At 30.9% G+C, this 16303-nt stretch carries 10 protein-coding genes; 9 read left to right on the forward strand and 1 reads right to left on the reverse strand.

Annotated elements, in window-relative coordinates; genetic code table 11:
* Nucleotides 1-49 precede the first annotated feature (49 nt).
* Complete coding sequence (gene helD, locus I6U48_RS23535) at nucleotides 50-2251, reverse strand: RNA polymerase recycling motor HelD (protein WP_218322919.1); 2202 nt, start codon at nucleotides 2249-2251, stop codon at nucleotides 50-52.
* 479 nt (nucleotides 2252-2730) lie between these two features.
* On the opposite strand from helD, the gene I6U48_RS23540 reads away from it, so the two are divergent.
* The 9 genes from I6U48_RS23540 (at nucleotide 2731) to I6U48_RS23580 (ending at nucleotide 15256) form a co-directional block, all read left to right on the forward strand.
* A complete protein-coding gene (locus tag I6U48_RS23540) occupies nucleotides 2731-5409 on the forward strand; it encodes an EAL domain-containing protein (RefSeq protein ID WP_218322920.1) in 2679 nt (892 codons plus the stop codon).
* A gap of 470 nt (nucleotides 5410-5879) precedes the next feature.
* The gene (locus tag I6U48_RS23545) at nucleotides 5880-7274 is read left to right on the forward strand and encodes a L,D-transpeptidase family protein (protein ID WP_218322921.1); all 1395 of its coding nucleotides are present in this window, start codon (nucleotides 5880-5882) and stop codon (nucleotides 7272-7274) included.
* Nucleotides 7275-7417: 143 nt separating this feature from the next.
* Nucleotides 7418-8854 carry a multicopper oxidase domain-containing protein gene (locus I6U48_RS23550; protein WP_218322922.1) on the forward strand — a complete coding sequence of 479 codons (1437 nt, stop codon included), beginning with the start codon at nucleotides 7418-7420 and terminating at the stop codon, nucleotides 8852-8854.
* 406 nt (nucleotides 8855-9260) lie between these two features.
* On the forward strand, nucleotides 9261-10103 hold the full coding sequence (gene licT, locus I6U48_RS23555) for a BglG family transcription antiterminator LicT (protein WP_218322923.1): 843 nt from the start codon (nucleotides 9261-9263) through the stop codon (nucleotides 10101-10103).
* A gap of 194 nt (nucleotides 10104-10297) precedes the next feature.
* On the forward strand, nucleotides 10298-12130 hold the full coding sequence (locus I6U48_RS23560) for a beta-glucoside-specific PTS transporter subunit IIABC (protein ID WP_218322924.1): 1833 nt from the start codon (nucleotides 10298-10300) through the stop codon (nucleotides 12128-12130).
* A 47-nt stretch (nucleotides 12131-12177) separates the two neighbouring features.
* Nucleotides 12178-13590, forward strand: a complete 1413-nt coding sequence (locus I6U48_RS23565) for a glycoside hydrolase family 1 protein (RefSeq protein ID WP_218322925.1) — start codon at nucleotides 12178-12180, stop codon at nucleotides 13588-13590.
* Between the two features lie 269 nt (nucleotides 13591-13859).
* A complete protein-coding gene (locus I6U48_RS23570) occupies nucleotides 13860-14363 on the forward strand; it encodes a GNAT family N-acetyltransferase (protein WP_218322926.1) in 504 nt (167 codons plus the stop codon).
* A 263-nt stretch (nucleotides 14364-14626) separates the two neighbouring features.
* Nucleotides 14627-14917 (forward strand): hypothetical protein, encoded by a 291-nt coding sequence (locus tag I6U48_RS23575; RefSeq protein WP_218322927.1) that lies wholly within the window; start codon nucleotides 14627-14629, stop codon nucleotides 14915-14917.
* 111 nt (nucleotides 14918-15028) lie between these two features.
* Nucleotides 15029-15256, forward strand: coding sequence for a hypothetical protein (locus I6U48_RS23580; RefSeq protein WP_218322928.1), 228 nt, complete (start codon nucleotides 15029-15031; stop codon nucleotides 15254-15256).
* The last annotated feature ends 1047 nt before the right edge of the window (nucleotides 15257-16303 follow it).

A 16303-nucleotide genomic window follows, 5' to 3' on the forward strand; every position in this document is an offset into this window, starting at 1 on the left:
ACAACACTGTGTCATATTATGCGATTTTTTAATGAAAGTATGCGTTATTCTAAAATATTTCCTCCAGCAACGGTGTCAGCTTTCCCGCATAATATATATTCAATTTATGAAGCGCTCTTGTGCAGGCAGTATAGAACAACAGCCTCTCTTCTTCAGAGCTGTAATTTTCATTACCTGCATTATAAATAATAACTATATCAAATTCCAAACCTTTTGCAAGATAGGCTGGGATAACTAAAGAGCCGTTTATATACTCATCATCATCTTTAGTTAGAGCTTTGACTTCTGTTTTATTCTTTAAAAAACTGTACACCCTATCTGCTTCCTTTATGGTTCTTGTTATTATTCCAATAGATTTATAACCTTTTGCCTTGTACATTTCTATATCTTTTATAATTCTTTCATTAATAGAATTTTCATCGAAAAGTCCGAGAACTGTCGGCTTATCTCCACTTCTTTCTACATATTCGTCATTAACCTTATGGTTTAAAAGTTTTCTTGAAAACTCAGTAATCTCCATTGTGGATCTGTAGCTCTTTGTAAGATTAATTATACAGGTATTATCTTGAGGGAATATATGAGCTATGTTGCTGTAATCACCAACATTCATAAATGGATTTATAGATTGATTTAAATCTCCCAGCATTGTTATATTAGCGTGCCTAAAGAGCTGATAGAAAATTTCATACTGCAGTGGTGTATAGTCCTGAGCCTCATCGATTACTACATATTTAATATCTGTGGTTTTAGGAAGGTCTCCAAAGACTCCCTTTAAATAAAGCATCGGCACCTGGTCTTCATAGTTAAGCAATTTAGAGTCAAGATTTTTCAGAGTATAGTTTTTTATTTTAGGCGCTAGGTTTTCAAAGAGCTTCTTATAAATATCAAGCAAATCAAAATCTGTAACTCTGCTGATTTCCTTATATATATGTTTAGTTTCTTCACAAGCGCTAGCAGCTGCTTTTTCGTTAACTTCCTTCTCATCTATAAAAGAACCTGTATTCCATAATTCCTCATAAATTTCATTTATACGTTCTTTTTTATAAGGATCCAGTAAAAATAAAATTCTTTCTCTTATCTTATCAAGTCTTCTTTTAAGAGGAAGATTTATATAATCCTTGTAATACAGTTCTTCAAGATCCTTGGAGGACACTATTAATTTATCCCCGAAAACTATATCCTTAAAGCTTCTGCCTGCTTTTTCAATACTCTCAGCGTGCCTCTTTAATACTTCTATAAATTCAAGTGAGGATTTGTATTTTATGTTTCTGATTCTTATTTCGTAGTTCCAAAACTGTTTTGAGGTAAGGATAAATTCCATCATGTTAGAGTAATCTTCCTTAATAAATCTATCTCCTAAGGCTTTATGCATATATTCTTTAAAGGTAGTCTGGAGCATATTGTCCTCTCCGAGCTGAGGCAGTACGGTTGATATATAATCATTAAAAATCTGATTAGGTGAAAATATTACTATATTTTGAGGCGTTATTTTTTCGCGATGCTTATATAAAAGATATGCTATTCTGTGAAGGGCAATGGAGGTTTTTCCGCTGCCTGCAGGACCCTGAACAATAAGGTTCTTGGATTCTTCATTACGGATAACCTTATTCTGCTCTCTTTGAATAGTAGTTACTATAGTTTTCATCTTGCTGTCGGTGGTTTTACCTAGGATTTCCTGAAGTATTTCGTCGTCTATCTTAAGATTGCTATCAAACATGTACTCCATTTTGCCCTTGCTGATTTTGTACTGTCTCTTTAAGGTCAGATCTCCTTCAATAGTTCCTTCAACGCATTTAAAGGCTGCTTTTCCTATTTCATAGTCATAAAACATGCTTGAGGATGGAGCTCTCCAGTCATATATTAGAAAATCATAATCTTCATTTATAAGATTTGATGTGCCAATATAATATTTTTCCGCCTTTTCCTCTCCCTTTTCAAAAAAATCAATTCTTCCAAAGTAGGGTGACTGAAGCATTCTCGCGTATTTTTCCTGAAGCCTTCTTGTAATTTCATGGTTCCTCTTTTGATATTTCATTCTGTCGATGAAGCCCATAAAGCTTACAACCTGCTCAAGTCCATTGATCACGGATACAGAACCAAGTTCCTCCCACATTTCTTTTTGAGTTTCAAGAGCATCCTTTTTAAATCTGTCCTTATAATCAAGCTTTTCCTCCAGTTGCCTTTGAGCTTCCTTAAGAACAAGCTCAAGCCATTCATTTTCTATCTTCCATTCAAAGTCGTTAATGTTCATATACATATGCCTCCTCATTATGGATAAATGGGTCATAAAATTCTTTTTAAGTATACCGGCAAAATAGACTAAAGAACAGTCTGTAAATTATTTTTTGGTTATGGTATAATTAAAGTGGGGGATGAGATAATCCCCTTTTTTATTTTAATATTAAACTTTATAGAAATAGGTAAAAAATTAGTCTTTTTATAAGAATTAACTTATAATATTGTAGAAAGTAAGTTTAGAGCTAAGTATTTGATGTATTATAAAATTTTGAGCTTCTGTCTTTTAGATTATTTGAAATAATAGCAGGTAAACGTATACTTTTGCAGAAATATAAAATTATATAGAGAAGAGATATAATGCCAACATTCTTTATAATAGTAATGATACAATTTAGAGGCTAGATCAATAATCAATTATAGTAAGACAAATTTATTTAGTATTGCAGAAAGTAAAAATAATCTTAAATTGATTGAAAGTGAGCTGGTTGTTGAATGTTTGAAAAATTCTCTATAAGGAATAAGCTAATTATAAGTATTATTATAGGTTGCTTGATACCTTATTTAATTGGCTGCCTATATGTAAAAAATAAAACGGAAGAATGGCTATACAATAACTATATTGAAAATACTAATTTATCGCTTCGCCAAACAGCTACCCATGTTGACGAAGCAATTCTAAAAAATATGAGTAACTTGGTATCTATGATTGCCATGGATGAACGTGTAATAAATGTCGATTTTACTGTGAATTCTTATATTGATTATAATGCATCCACTTTCAAATTTAATACTTCAAAAAGTGAAAAGGAGATAATGGATTATTTTCGTACAATTAAAGATAGTCACAGCATTATAAATATGATTTCTTTTGGCACAGAACAAGGGAGTTATGTTGAGTATCCAGCTTTTAAGCCTGAGGGATCGTATGACCCACGGACAAGGGAATGGTATATCAATGCAATTAATAAAAAGGATACTGTTATATCAGAACCTTATATTACAAAAATGTCTAAGGATATGGTTATAAGTTTTAGCAGAAGTGTGATCTTAAAAGGTAAAAAAATAGGTGTAATAAGTTTAACAATAAAACTAGATGATCTCATGAAAGATATAAATGGCATTAAATATGGTGAATCAGGATACATTAACATCCTAAGCTCTAATAATGTTTTTATAAACAGTCCATTAAATAAAGCTTGGATACTTCATTCAGTGGAGGATTTAAAACTGAATGTTCTTAGTTCTATTGACAACTATAACGGAAAGTCTTTTGAAGGAAAGATTAATGCTTCGGACAAGGTTTTCAATGTATATTTTTCTCCTTATAGTGGATGGAAATATGTATCAGTTATAGATAAAAGTGAAGTGTTAAAGCAGTCGAAGGTACTGACGAGCCTATTGATAGTTATTTATTTAATAATGTTTTTGGTAATGCTCGTAGTGATATCCCTGATTTCTAACCATATCACAAGGCCGATTTTTAAGATTACTCAGGCTATTAATAAAATGGCGACCTTTAATTTTGACATGTATAAAAATAGGAACTTCGAAATTTATACTAACTATAATGATGAGATTGGAGAAATTTCGAGATCCCTTAATACTATGCAAGAGAATTTTGTTGAGTTAAAAAGTAAAATAGAAGTTATGGACAAAGAAATCCAAAATATTAACATAGAAGAAAGTTCACTTTATCAGCTTGAATTATCAGAAGATAGCCCATTTGTTGGGATAGCAAGTTCCATCAATGGTTTATTGCAAAAAGTACACAATTCGATTGAACAGATTAGATTTTATAATTCAGAAATATCTCATAAGAATGAGTTGCTAGAAGCTTCTAAAGAGGAATTAATAGTCCAATTAGAGGAGATAGATTCACAAAATGAATATATACGCTTTATAGCAGAGCATGATTCCTTAACCAATTTGCCCAATCGTCGTAAATTTTATGAAAAATTAAGTGATGTGTTGGCTAATAACAGAGCAGGTGCTGTTATTCTACTAGATTTAGATAATTTTAAAAGTATAAATGATACTCTTGGACACCTTTTTGGAGATAAGGTACTTCAATATATTTCTGGAAAATTAGAGGAAATATCAAATTTCAAGATATTTGTCTCAAGGTTTGGTGGAGATGAGTTTTTATTGCTTTATGAAGGAGAAAATGATGTAAATGAAATTATCAAATTCATTAAACAATTATTGGTATTGTCTAACAAGAGGTTTCTTATCGATCAAAATGAAGTAGAAATTGAGTTTAGTATTGGAATTTCTCTTTTCCCGAGGGATAGCATGAATATAGATCAGTTGATTATGAATGCAGATTTGGCCTTGTATTCTATAAAAAATAGTGGAAAAAATAATTTTGCTTTTTTTAATAATGAGATGTTGAAGCATCTAAAATTTAAATTGGATACAAAGAATATTTTAAGGAAAGCAATTGAAAATAATGGATTTAAGATGGTATATCAGCCGCAAGTGGATATAAAGTCTGGTGAAATCATAGGTTATGAAGCACTTGTCAGATTGAAGGATCATAAGGAAATATCGCCAGGGGAGTTTATAGCCGTTTCAGAAGAAGATGGCACAATTGTTACTATAGGAAGAATTGTAACGAAAATGGTTATAGAACAGATGCATAAGTGGCAGCAAATGGGATTTGGACTTAAACCTATAGCCATAAATTTCTCGGCAATGCAAATACTTGATTATTCTTATAAATCGTATCTATTGGATTTATTAAAATCAAATAGCATAAGTACGGGACTTATAGTTATCGAGATTACGGAGACTACTTTCTTAGAAAATAAAGAAGTAGCAATAGAATTTTTGAAAGAATTAAGGTCTTATGGAATCAAAATAGCGATCGATGATTTTGGAACTGGCTACTCTTCCTTAAGCTATTTGACATTTTTACCTATAGATACAATCAAGCTAGATAGAACATTAAGTATTAAATTCCTTGAACTAGAAAATATTGCAGTTATGGATAGTTTAATTGCTTTAGCTCATAGCTTAAATATGAAGGTTATTGCAGAAGGTATTGAAGAATATGAACAAGTTAGAAGACTTATAGTTGGAAAATGTGACGCTATTCAAGGATATTATTTCAGTAGACCACTTGAAGTTGAAGAGGTGGAAAGAAATTATGGAATGATTTATAAAATATAGCTTTAGATTATGTGAACTGCATGCTTCGTTAGCCAAGTTAATAAAAGCATTCTTCCTTGAATATTGATATAAGGAAGGATGCTTTCATTATTTATCTAATTATTTTTTGGAGGGTTTTCTTATTTATTTGAAACTTCTTTGAAGCTGTTTATGATTGTCGTAAAGTTATCTTTGTTTTTATCAAATGTACTTACCTCACTCCATCCCAAAACTTGATCAAATGAATTTGGACAATCTATAAAAATAAGGAGTTTTTTAGTAAAGTAACCACCGATGGTAACTTCATTAGGTGGGATAATAAAATTGAAATTTCTGTTAGTGAAGTTTTTCAATTGGTACAGAAATAAATATAATAAAAAATTTAAGATTAATATCTATAATATTAGTTTTAAAATCAAAAATACAAACATAGTTTAAAGTAATCATTATATTTATGATAAAAGTATTTTTGATGAAAGGTATAACTGGTTATGAAAGATATTAATATAGAAAAGTTTTTCAAAAGTAAGGATAAAGGAAATATAATTATTTTAGTAATTTCAATTTTATTATTATATTTACTTATTTCAGTATACTTTACTAAGCATTTCTTTTTTAATACAGTAATAAACGGAGCAGATGTCTCATTAAAAGCACATAGTGAAGCGGAGGGTATAATTAGAGGATATATTAAAGACTATAAGCTGCAGTTAGTTGAAAGAGATGGAAAAGTAGAAGAAATAGCAGGACAAGATATAGAGCTTCAATATAACGAGAAAAGTAGTATTTCTAAAATCTACAATAGTAATAATCCATTTAAATGGGGTATTTCATTATTAAAGACTCAAAAATATTATGTAAATGATCTGTTTGTTTACAACAAAGATAATATGGGAAATAGAGTAAATGAATTAAATTGTTTAAATAAAGATATTATAGAACCTCAAAATGTAAGTTTTAGATACTTAAATGGCTCATATGAGGTTATTAAAGAAGTATATGGAAATAAGGTTAATAAAGATAAACTAAATGAAGCTATAAAAACGAGCATATTAGAAGGAGAAACAAGATTAGATTTAGACGAAAAACTTTGTTACGAAAATCCCAAATACACTCTAAGTTCTGATAAAATTCCTAAAACTAGGAGTTTGTTAAATAAGTATGTATCAACAAAAATTACCTATATATTTGGAAGTAAAAACGAAATAGTAGATGAAAATAAAATAAACGGATGGCTTAACGTTGATGAGAATTTAGAAGTAGTAATAAATGAAAATGCAGTTTTAGAATATATACAGGGATTGAGCAAAAAATATGATACAGTTGGAGTACCAAGAAATATTAAAGCATCTATAGGCAAAATAGTAGAAGTTAAGGGCGGATTTTATGGATGGAAAATTAATTGTGTTAGTGAAACACTAGCATTATTAAAAAATATAAAACGTGGTGAAGTGCTTCAAAAAGAACCAATATATACTCAAAAAGCTGTATGTAGAGATAAAGATGACATAGGCAATACTTATGTAGAAATTAACATAACAAGACAAAATTTGTGGTTTTACAAAAATGGGAAACTTATAGCTCAAGGTCCAATAGTTACAGGCAATCCCTATAGAGGAAATGCTACACCTGTTGGGATCTATATGCTTAATTATAAACAAGGAGATGCAGTTTTAAGAGGGCCAACTTATGAAGCTAAGGTAACTTACTTTATGCCCTTTAATGGAAATATAGGAATACATGATGCAAGTTGGATGAGTTCTTTTGGCGGAGATATATATAAAAGAATTGGAACACATGGATGCGTAAATGCCCCATTATACTTAGCTAAAGCGATTTTTGACAATATAGAAGATGGAACTCCTGTTATTTGTTATGAAGAGTAAAATTTATAATTTCAACTTCAGCGTTATTAGGTTCTAAGCATTTATCTTTGCGAATCACAAGTATTATTATAACATTCCATTCTTATCCCCATATAATAAAGTAAACAAATGAAAATAACAAAATAAAATAAGGGGATGAGAAAATGAGTACTAGACATTATGTTTTATTAGCAACAGATGGATTTATTAAATTGCCATTAGATGGAGAAGTATGTACAGAAAATAGAAAAGAAGTCTATATCTTTGGGTTTTCTGGCGGCCTTTTAGAGGTGGATGGCGTAAAAATAGAAGAAAATAAATATTTAGATTATAAAAATCCGAAAAATTGGAATATGATTTTAAGTAAGAAAGGTACGGCAACTATTCCTTCTCCTATGCTTTGGGGCGAAGTAGGTGATCAAATATATGTTACACTTATTAATATTGGTATGAAATATCGTCCAGACTTAATGGATTTTCATACTGTTCACATGCATGGAGCTCATGTTGCAACACAGATAGATGGCTTTCCAGAGACTTCTTTTGGTGTTCCTATGTGGGAAGAAACTACTCCAATTACTCCACCACCTAAAGCCACCTATTTCTTTCATCCAGAAAATCCTGGAACATTAATGTATCATTGCCATGTAGAGGCTTCCGAACATGTTCAAATGGGAATGTATGGAGCATTAGTTATTTATCCATCTATGAAAAGTTTGGCTGTAAATGGGATTACTAAATCTTCTACATCTGGATATTGGAAATTGAATGGTAAAGTACAAAAGCATATTCCTAAAACTGCTACAAATCGAAATTTTGCTTATAACAATATTCATAGTTATTTTGATAAAGAATACGTAATGCTTTTATCTGATATTGATTCATCGTGGCACGAAAGCGTTCTTAAGAATATTCCCTTTAATGCGGTAAATTTTAAACCGGATTTTTGGCTAGTCAATGGAAGAGCTTTTCCAGATACTCTTTGTCCGCATCCTTTAAGTGGTGACAGTGATCCAAATCTTGTGCAAATTAACTATGATTCCTATGTTCATGTTAAAACCAATGAAATGTTCCTGCTTCGAATGATCAATATGGGATATCAAGTGGTTCCATGGCATATTCATGGTTGGCACTTTATGGTGGTAGGAAAGGATTCACACTTAAGTCCGTTTTTAAAACTCGGTGAAGATCGAAAACACCTTGATCATCAACTAACAGAGATGGGATTTACTGCAACTATTGGATCAGGAGAAACTTATGATTTAATTATTGCTGCAGATGATAAAAGAGGATTGTATAGAAACTATATTGTTAGGGGGCAGGATGGATTCCCATCTCTTTGTAAACAGCTTAGAGAAATACAGAATATTAATCCTTCTGCAATATCTAATATTCCAGAAGAACCAGTACACTGTCCTAATCCAAAATTAATAAATTATATAGAAATTTGTAGTCAGCCTCATGGAGATCCAAATGATCAGTTCTTCCCACAATTTTATCCAATGCATAATCATGACGACTACAAGGTTACAAATAATGGAGTATATCCAGGTGGACAATTAACATTTATTCAAGCAGATGCACCGGATAAACAAATGTAGCAATAAATTTAGAGCTACTTAGAAAAAACTTAATTATTAGATTATTTCAGAATAAGTTAAAGGTAATAGAGGGGCGCTTCAAAATAGAAATTAATTTCTATTTAGGCGTCACCTCCTACCTCAAGATGGATCGACTTATCAATATAAAAAATAAGATAGAAATTTTTCTTGACAACATTTACATTAACATGATATTCTATTGTCATAGAAATTGAATAATATTTATTAGGATTGTGACTGGTAGGCAGGCAAGACCTAGATTAATATGAAACACTTGTTGTTGATTTATAGGTGTTTGATATTAGTTTAGGTTTTTTATTTATCAAAAACTTAAACTAAGTAATTATCGATAATTAAAAAGTAGTCACTATTACTGAAAATGTAAATATTTTAAGATGGTGGTAAAATGAAGATTAAAAAGGTGTTAAATAACAATGCTGTTACTGTTATCAATGAAAATAATCAAGAAATAGTAGTAATGGGTCTAGGTTTAGCTTTCAAAAAAAGAACCGGAGATGAGCTTGAAGAGGAAAAAGTTGAAAGGATATTTACTTTAGAGAATAAAGAGATATCTGAAAAATTAAAGAAGCTCATCAGTGAAATTCCAATAAAATATGTAGAAATCTGTGAAGAGATAATAAACTATGCAGAAGAAAAACTAGATAAAAAATTAAATGAAAATATTTATTTAACACTGACAGATCATATAAGTTTTGCTATTTCTAGATATAAACAAGGATTAGAGCTTAAAAATCCTATGAGTTGGGAGATAAAACGCTTTTATAAGCAGGAATATGCAATTGGACTTAAAGCTTTAGATATAATAAAAGAAAAGCTTCAAGTGGATTTGCTACAAGATGAGGCAGCTTCTATTGCACTCCATATTGTAAATGGACAATTGAATATAGATATGCCCAGTGTTGTAAATATTACAAATATAATTCAAGAGATATTAAATATAATAAAGTATCATTTTAAGATTGATTTTGATGAAGAATCTTTAAACTATCATAGATTAGTAACACATTTAAAGTTTTTTGCACAAAGAATGTTAGATGATAAGCTATCTAAAAGTGACGATAAAGAATTATATCTAATGGTAAAGAAAAAGTATCCAGAACCATATAATTGTGCTGAAAAAATAAAAATGTATGTATATAAGAACTTTAATTTCAATTTGACTTACGAGGAAATGACATATTTAATTATTCATATTCAAAGAGTAACTAGTCGAGATTCAAATAAATAAGATTAAATTTTGTAAATAATTAAGGATTGTGACTGGTAAGCAGGCAAGACCTAGATTATTTTCTAAAGGCTTCATTTATAAAAGTTATTAACTTTTAGTATATTACTAAAAGGTGTAATTTTTGTTGTTGAGGTATTTGGTTAATAATTTAGGCCTTTTTATTTTAATAAAAAGAAATATAAGGAGTGAAAAAAATGAATTACAATAGCTTAGCAAGTGAAATTATTAAACTAGTTGGAGGAACTCAAAATGTGGCAAGTCTTACGCATTGCGCTACTAGATTAAGATTTAAATTGAAAGACAATAAGAAGGCAAAGAAAGCTGAACTTGAAAAGGTTGATGGTGTATTAAGTATAGTTGAAAGTGGAGGACAGTTCCAAGTAGTTATTGGCAATGAGGTTCCTTATGTTTATAAAGAAATAAATAAAATGGGTAATTTTGGAGGGGGTTTTGATTCAGAAAATAGTCAGAAGGGAAATCTTACTTCAAGAATTTTTGAAGTAATTTCAGGAAGTTTTCATCCATTACTTGGAGCACTTGCTGGGTCAGGTATGTTAAAAGCAGTGTTAGCAGTGCTTACTATGCTTCATCTTTTATCACCAAAGAGTGGAACTTATCTCATTTTATCAGCAGCAGGAAATGCAGTGTTTTATTTCCTACCAATTTTGCTTGGTATTACTATTTCTAATAAATTAGGTGCTAATCCGTATGTAGGAGGTGCCATAGGTGCAGCACTCTTAGAACCTAATTTTACTGGTTTAATAGCAGGAAAAACAACAACTTTCATTGGGTTACCGGTAGTACTAATGGATTATTCAGCTTCTGTTTTTCCGATTTTTATAGCTATTAGTATATTTGCAGTTCTTGAAAGATTTTTAAAGAAAGTTATTCATAAAGATGTACAGATGTTTTTAGTTCCTATGTTATCTTTAATGATTATGGTACCTGTAACAGCAATGGTTTTTGGACCAATCGGAGTTTATGTTGGTAATGCAATAGGAGCTGGAGTAGCGTTTTTAAGTGGAAAGAGTGGCATATTAACGGGGGCTGTAATGGGAGCAGCATGGACTTTCCTAACAGTTCTTGGCCTTCATTGGGGGCTTGTACCTATTATATTAGCAAACCTCGCAAAAGGTGGAGATCCTATTATAGCTATGGCAGCAGCAGCACCTTTTGCTCAAATGGGTTTAGCTTTTGGAGTTTTCTTAAGAACCAAAGATAAAAAGCTTAAGACACTTTCAGGTTCTACCTTATTACCAGGAATATTGTCAGGAGTAACAGAACCAATTATTTATGGATTATTACTAAGATATAGACGTACTATTCCATATGTAATTATTTCAGGGGCTGTTGGTGGAGCAATTAATGGATTCTTTGGAGTTAAACAACTAGTATTTGCATTCCCAAGTGTAGTAACCATTCCAGCCTTTTCACCAATTATAATTCACATAATTTCTATGGCAGTTGCATTTGGATGTTCAGCTCTTCTTACTATAACTTTAGGCTTTGATGATAAGAAGAAAGCATCGGAAGTTAGAGAAAAAGAAGCAGTAGTGGCTCAGGAACCTTTAGTAAACAAAATCAGTATTTCCAGCCCAACTACTGGTGAAGTAATTCCCTTAGAACAAGTTAGTGATGAAACTTTTGCAAAGGAAATTATGGGTAAAGGAATTGCAGTTATGCCATCAGAGGGAAGAATAGTTTCTCCAGTTGATGGTAAAATACAAATGATATTTAAAACAAAGCATGCTATAGGGATTCTTTCAGAAGATGGCGCTGAAATATTAATTCATATTGGAATAGATACAGTTAAGTTAGAGGGTAAACATTTTACTGCTCATGTTAAAGATGGCGATATTATTAAAAAAGGTGACTTGCTAGTAGAATTTGATAAAGATGCTATCATAGCTGAGGGATATCAGATTGTTACACCAGTTATAATTACAAATAGTGCTAATTATTTAGATGTTTTAGCCAAGGATATAAAGGTTGTTAAAGAAGGAGAAGCTTTATTGACTATAGTTTAAAACATCTGTAGAGTATTTAGTGACTTAGTTAAAGAGGAGAGATATAAATGATAAAATTTCCAGAAAATTTCTTATGGGGCGGAGCTACTGCTGCAAACCAGTTTGAGGGCGCTTATAATGAAGATGGCAAGGGATTATCAACACAAGACATAGCTCCAAAAGGAATAATGGGACCAGTAACCGCTGAGCCAACTGAAGATAATATGAAGCTTATTGGTATTGATTTTTACCATAGATATAAAGAAGACATTAAGTTGTTTGCAGAAATGGGCTTTAAGGTTTTTAGATTATCCATTGCCTGGTCAAGAATATTCCCAAATGGTGATGATAAAGAGCCAAATGAAAAGGGATTACAATTTTATGATAATGTATTTGATGAACTAGCTAAGTATGGAATTGAGCCTTTAGTTACAATTTCACACTATGAAACTCCACTGGCTCTTGCTAAGAACTATGATGGATGGGTAAACAGAAAGCTTATAGGCTTCTTTGAAAACTATGTAAGAACTATATTTACAAGATATAAAGATAAGGTAAAATACTGGCTAACTTTTAATGAAATAAACTCAGCAACTCATGAACCTTATATGAGTGCTGGAATCTGGACACCAAAAGAAAATTTAAGTAAGCAGGATTTATATCAAGCTATGCATCATGAGTTAGTTGCCAGTTCACTCGCAGTAAAAATAGGTCATGAAACAAACCCAGAATTTAAAATTGGATGTATGATTCTTGGTGTACCAAACTACCCATTAACATCAAAGCCAAGTGATGTACTTAAGGCTATGGAACAAGATAGACAAAATCTTTTCTTTGGAGATGTTCATGCAAGAGGCGAATATCCAAGATATATGAATAGATTTTTTAAGGAAAACAACATAGAAATAAAAATGGAACCTGGTGATAAAGAAATATTAAAGCATACAGTAGATTTTATTTCCTTTAGTTACTATATGAGTGCTTGCGCAACTGCAGATCCTGAAAAAGGTGTAAAAGGTAGAGGAAATCTTATTGGTGGAGTTTCAAATCCATATTTAGAAGCATCAGACTGGGGATGGCAGATAGATCCGGAAGGATTAAGATACATTCTTAATGTATTCTATGATAGATATCAAAAACCACTATTTATTGTTGAAAATGGCCTAGGTGCTGTGGACGAATTGATAACTGATGAAAATGGTAATAAGACTGTTAATGATGACTATAGAATTAATTACTTAAATGATCATTTAGTTCAAGTAGCAGAGGCAATTGAAGATGGTGTGGATCTTATGGGATATACTACCTGGGGATGCATAGATTTAGTAAGTGCATCAACAGCTGAGCTTAAAAAGAGATATGGCTTCATATATGTAGATAGACATGATGATGGAAGTGGAACTTTAGAAAGATATAAGAAAAAGAGCTTCAATTGGTATAAAGAAGTTATAGCTACAAATGGTGCAAGTTTAAAAAAATAGAATATACCTATTAATGCCTGTAGATGGTGCTGCAGGCATTTTTTCTATAACAAATGCTACTTAAACATAATAATAAACAAAGATTTTATAATGCTGCCATTAAACAGGCAGTTAAGTAAAATATAATGCATATTGGATATAGACTGAAGGCTCTATTAAAAATTATGAAACTATGGATTAAATTGTAATATAATGCTATGATTAGATATAAAAAAGAACAACTAATAATGCTTCTACTAGACAAAGTAACTTGTAAAGGGGGAAAACAATTGAAGAAAATAAAATTTAATGTTGCAGAAGAAAAAGATCTACAAGAAATATTTAGTATATTTTCGGCTGCAATTGAAGAAATGAATAAACATAATATTCCACAATGGGATGAAGTGTATCCAGATAAATATATCCTTCAAAACGATATCAAAAAGAAACAGCTTTATATTGGTAAGATTGATAGTGAGATTGTTTGTGTGTATGTTTTGAACAGTGATTGCGATGAACAATATATTAATGGGAATTGGGAATATCCTAATGCAATATATAGTGTAATTCATAGAATGTGTGTAAATCCTAAATTCCAAAATCAAGGTATAGGAGCATTAACATTAAATCATATTGAAGAGAAATTGAAAAGCGCAGGAGTAGAAACAATACGACTTGATGCTTTTTCGCTAAATCCATTTGCTTTAAAAATGTATTATAAACAAGGATACATCAAGGTAGGAGAAGCAAATTGGAGAAAGGGTAAGTTTTATCTTATGGAAAAGAAATTATAAACAAGCCAGTTAACTAAGTGATACGTATCATAGTAAATTACTGGCGATTAAATACTTAAAGGAAGCCCAAGCGAACTATAATGTTTCAAATAGAAATCTGTTTGAATTGATGGTTACTACAGATAATAATCGTAATGATGAACTTAACAAAGGCAAATAGGAATGTTGAGGCTTATTCACTATATAATAAAAATTTGAGTCCGATAAGTCAAAAGATAGAGAAAAATATAGCAGCTTATGTAGATAAAATTGTATAAGGTGATTTGAGTGAAGAAACTCTAAAGGCTTCAACGGGTTTAAAAGTGTATGATGATGAAATAGCTAAATTAGGTCATTCCATTATTGAAATGCGTAAGCATTTATGCGAATTAATTAAAAAAGTATTTGAAGCTTCTGAGCATATAGCCTCTTCTTCCCAGGAGCTTAATGCAAATGTTGAAGAGTCTTCGAAAGGTACCGAAGAAACGTCAAATGCAGTAAGTACAATTGCAAATAGAATAGAAGATCAGGTTAAGACAGTAATTTGCGCATCAGATATAATTCAAGAAATGTAAGAGAATACTGAACAGGTTGTTGCAAATACTGCTGATACTTCAAAGGTTGTTGAAAAGATACTTAAAGCAACAAATGAAGGAGGAAGAGAAATTGATATAACCAGAAAACAGATGAAGAACATTGAAAATACGGTCACTAAACTTGACAATGTCATAAAGGTTTTTGGAGTTAGGTCAAGTAAAATTGGACAGATTGTTGGGGCAATATCTGCAATTGCTTCGGAGAATATTGCTAAAGGTAGCCAACAGGTGGTAACATCTATGAATACAGTTGATGATATAAATAAGGATGTCTCCAGTCAAGTACAAACTATAGCAGCAGACTGTATCAATGAATGAAATTGCAGTATTGTCAGAAGGATTGGCGAAAATTGGAGATGGTTTAATGATTGAAATATCAAAATTTAAGTTGTAATAGAACCCTATATAGATACCCACGGCCTAAGCTTAACTTATCCGTAGTAATTTCTGGCACATGTAACCGAATGTTTAATTGAAGTATCTCCATTAAGTTTGTCATATATAGTGCAAATATCATCAAAAAGTTCTTTGACAGATGCTCTTGCCTTAGTAGTGAAAAGAGAGTTTTTTAGCAAGTTCCATAAGTTTTCTTGTGGATTAAGATTAGGTGAATAAGTAAGAAGATTAATTATAATCAATTTATCTTTATGTTCCTTAGCATATTATCGCATTTTAGGGCAAGTATGAAATCCTGCATTATCTATTAGCGTTTCTTGCTTAAATAATAAGCTCAGATAACCAGGAGTAATAAATATGCTTTTTGTAACGGTTTCGAGGCTTATATCTTTACTGTAGTTTTTCTTCATATATTCAACTGCAGTTTTAATAATATGTAGTAGATTTATTACTTAACAGATCTTTTACTATATTTTCTTCAATGTCGCCACCGTTATCTTCTATTATAAATTATATAGCGGCTGATAAACTAACAGAGTGTTTTTCATCTTTTTCCCTTTAAAGGTGTCTTTAATTTATCCTTCATTTTGTTCAATTTTAGACAGCTTTTACAGTATCCATTTTATTAACTCATGCATTTGAACTGTACTTGTAATATAATTTTTTGATTATAATAAATGAAATTATATATTTTATTTATTATAATGCATCATATATAATAAAATCAATCTCAATTGGAGATGAGTATATATGCTAATGCAAATTATATCAGGTAAAAGTACTTTGGCAGGTTCTCCACAGCTACTTGCCCAAGCTATTTTTTAAATAATTGAAAGGTAGAAGAAATAATTATGTATCTTCTACCTTTCAATTATTTAAAATAAATATTACAGATGAATTATTGAACTTTTATATCATAGTTCTCCAATTCCTTAAGAAACAAAGGAATTGAGTTTTTAGAGGCAGTCT

It is taken from the genome of Clostridium thailandense, assembly GCF_019207025.1.
Taxonomy (GTDB): Bacteria; Bacillota; Clostridia; order Clostridiales; family Clostridiaceae; genus Clostridium_AM; species Clostridium_AM thailandense.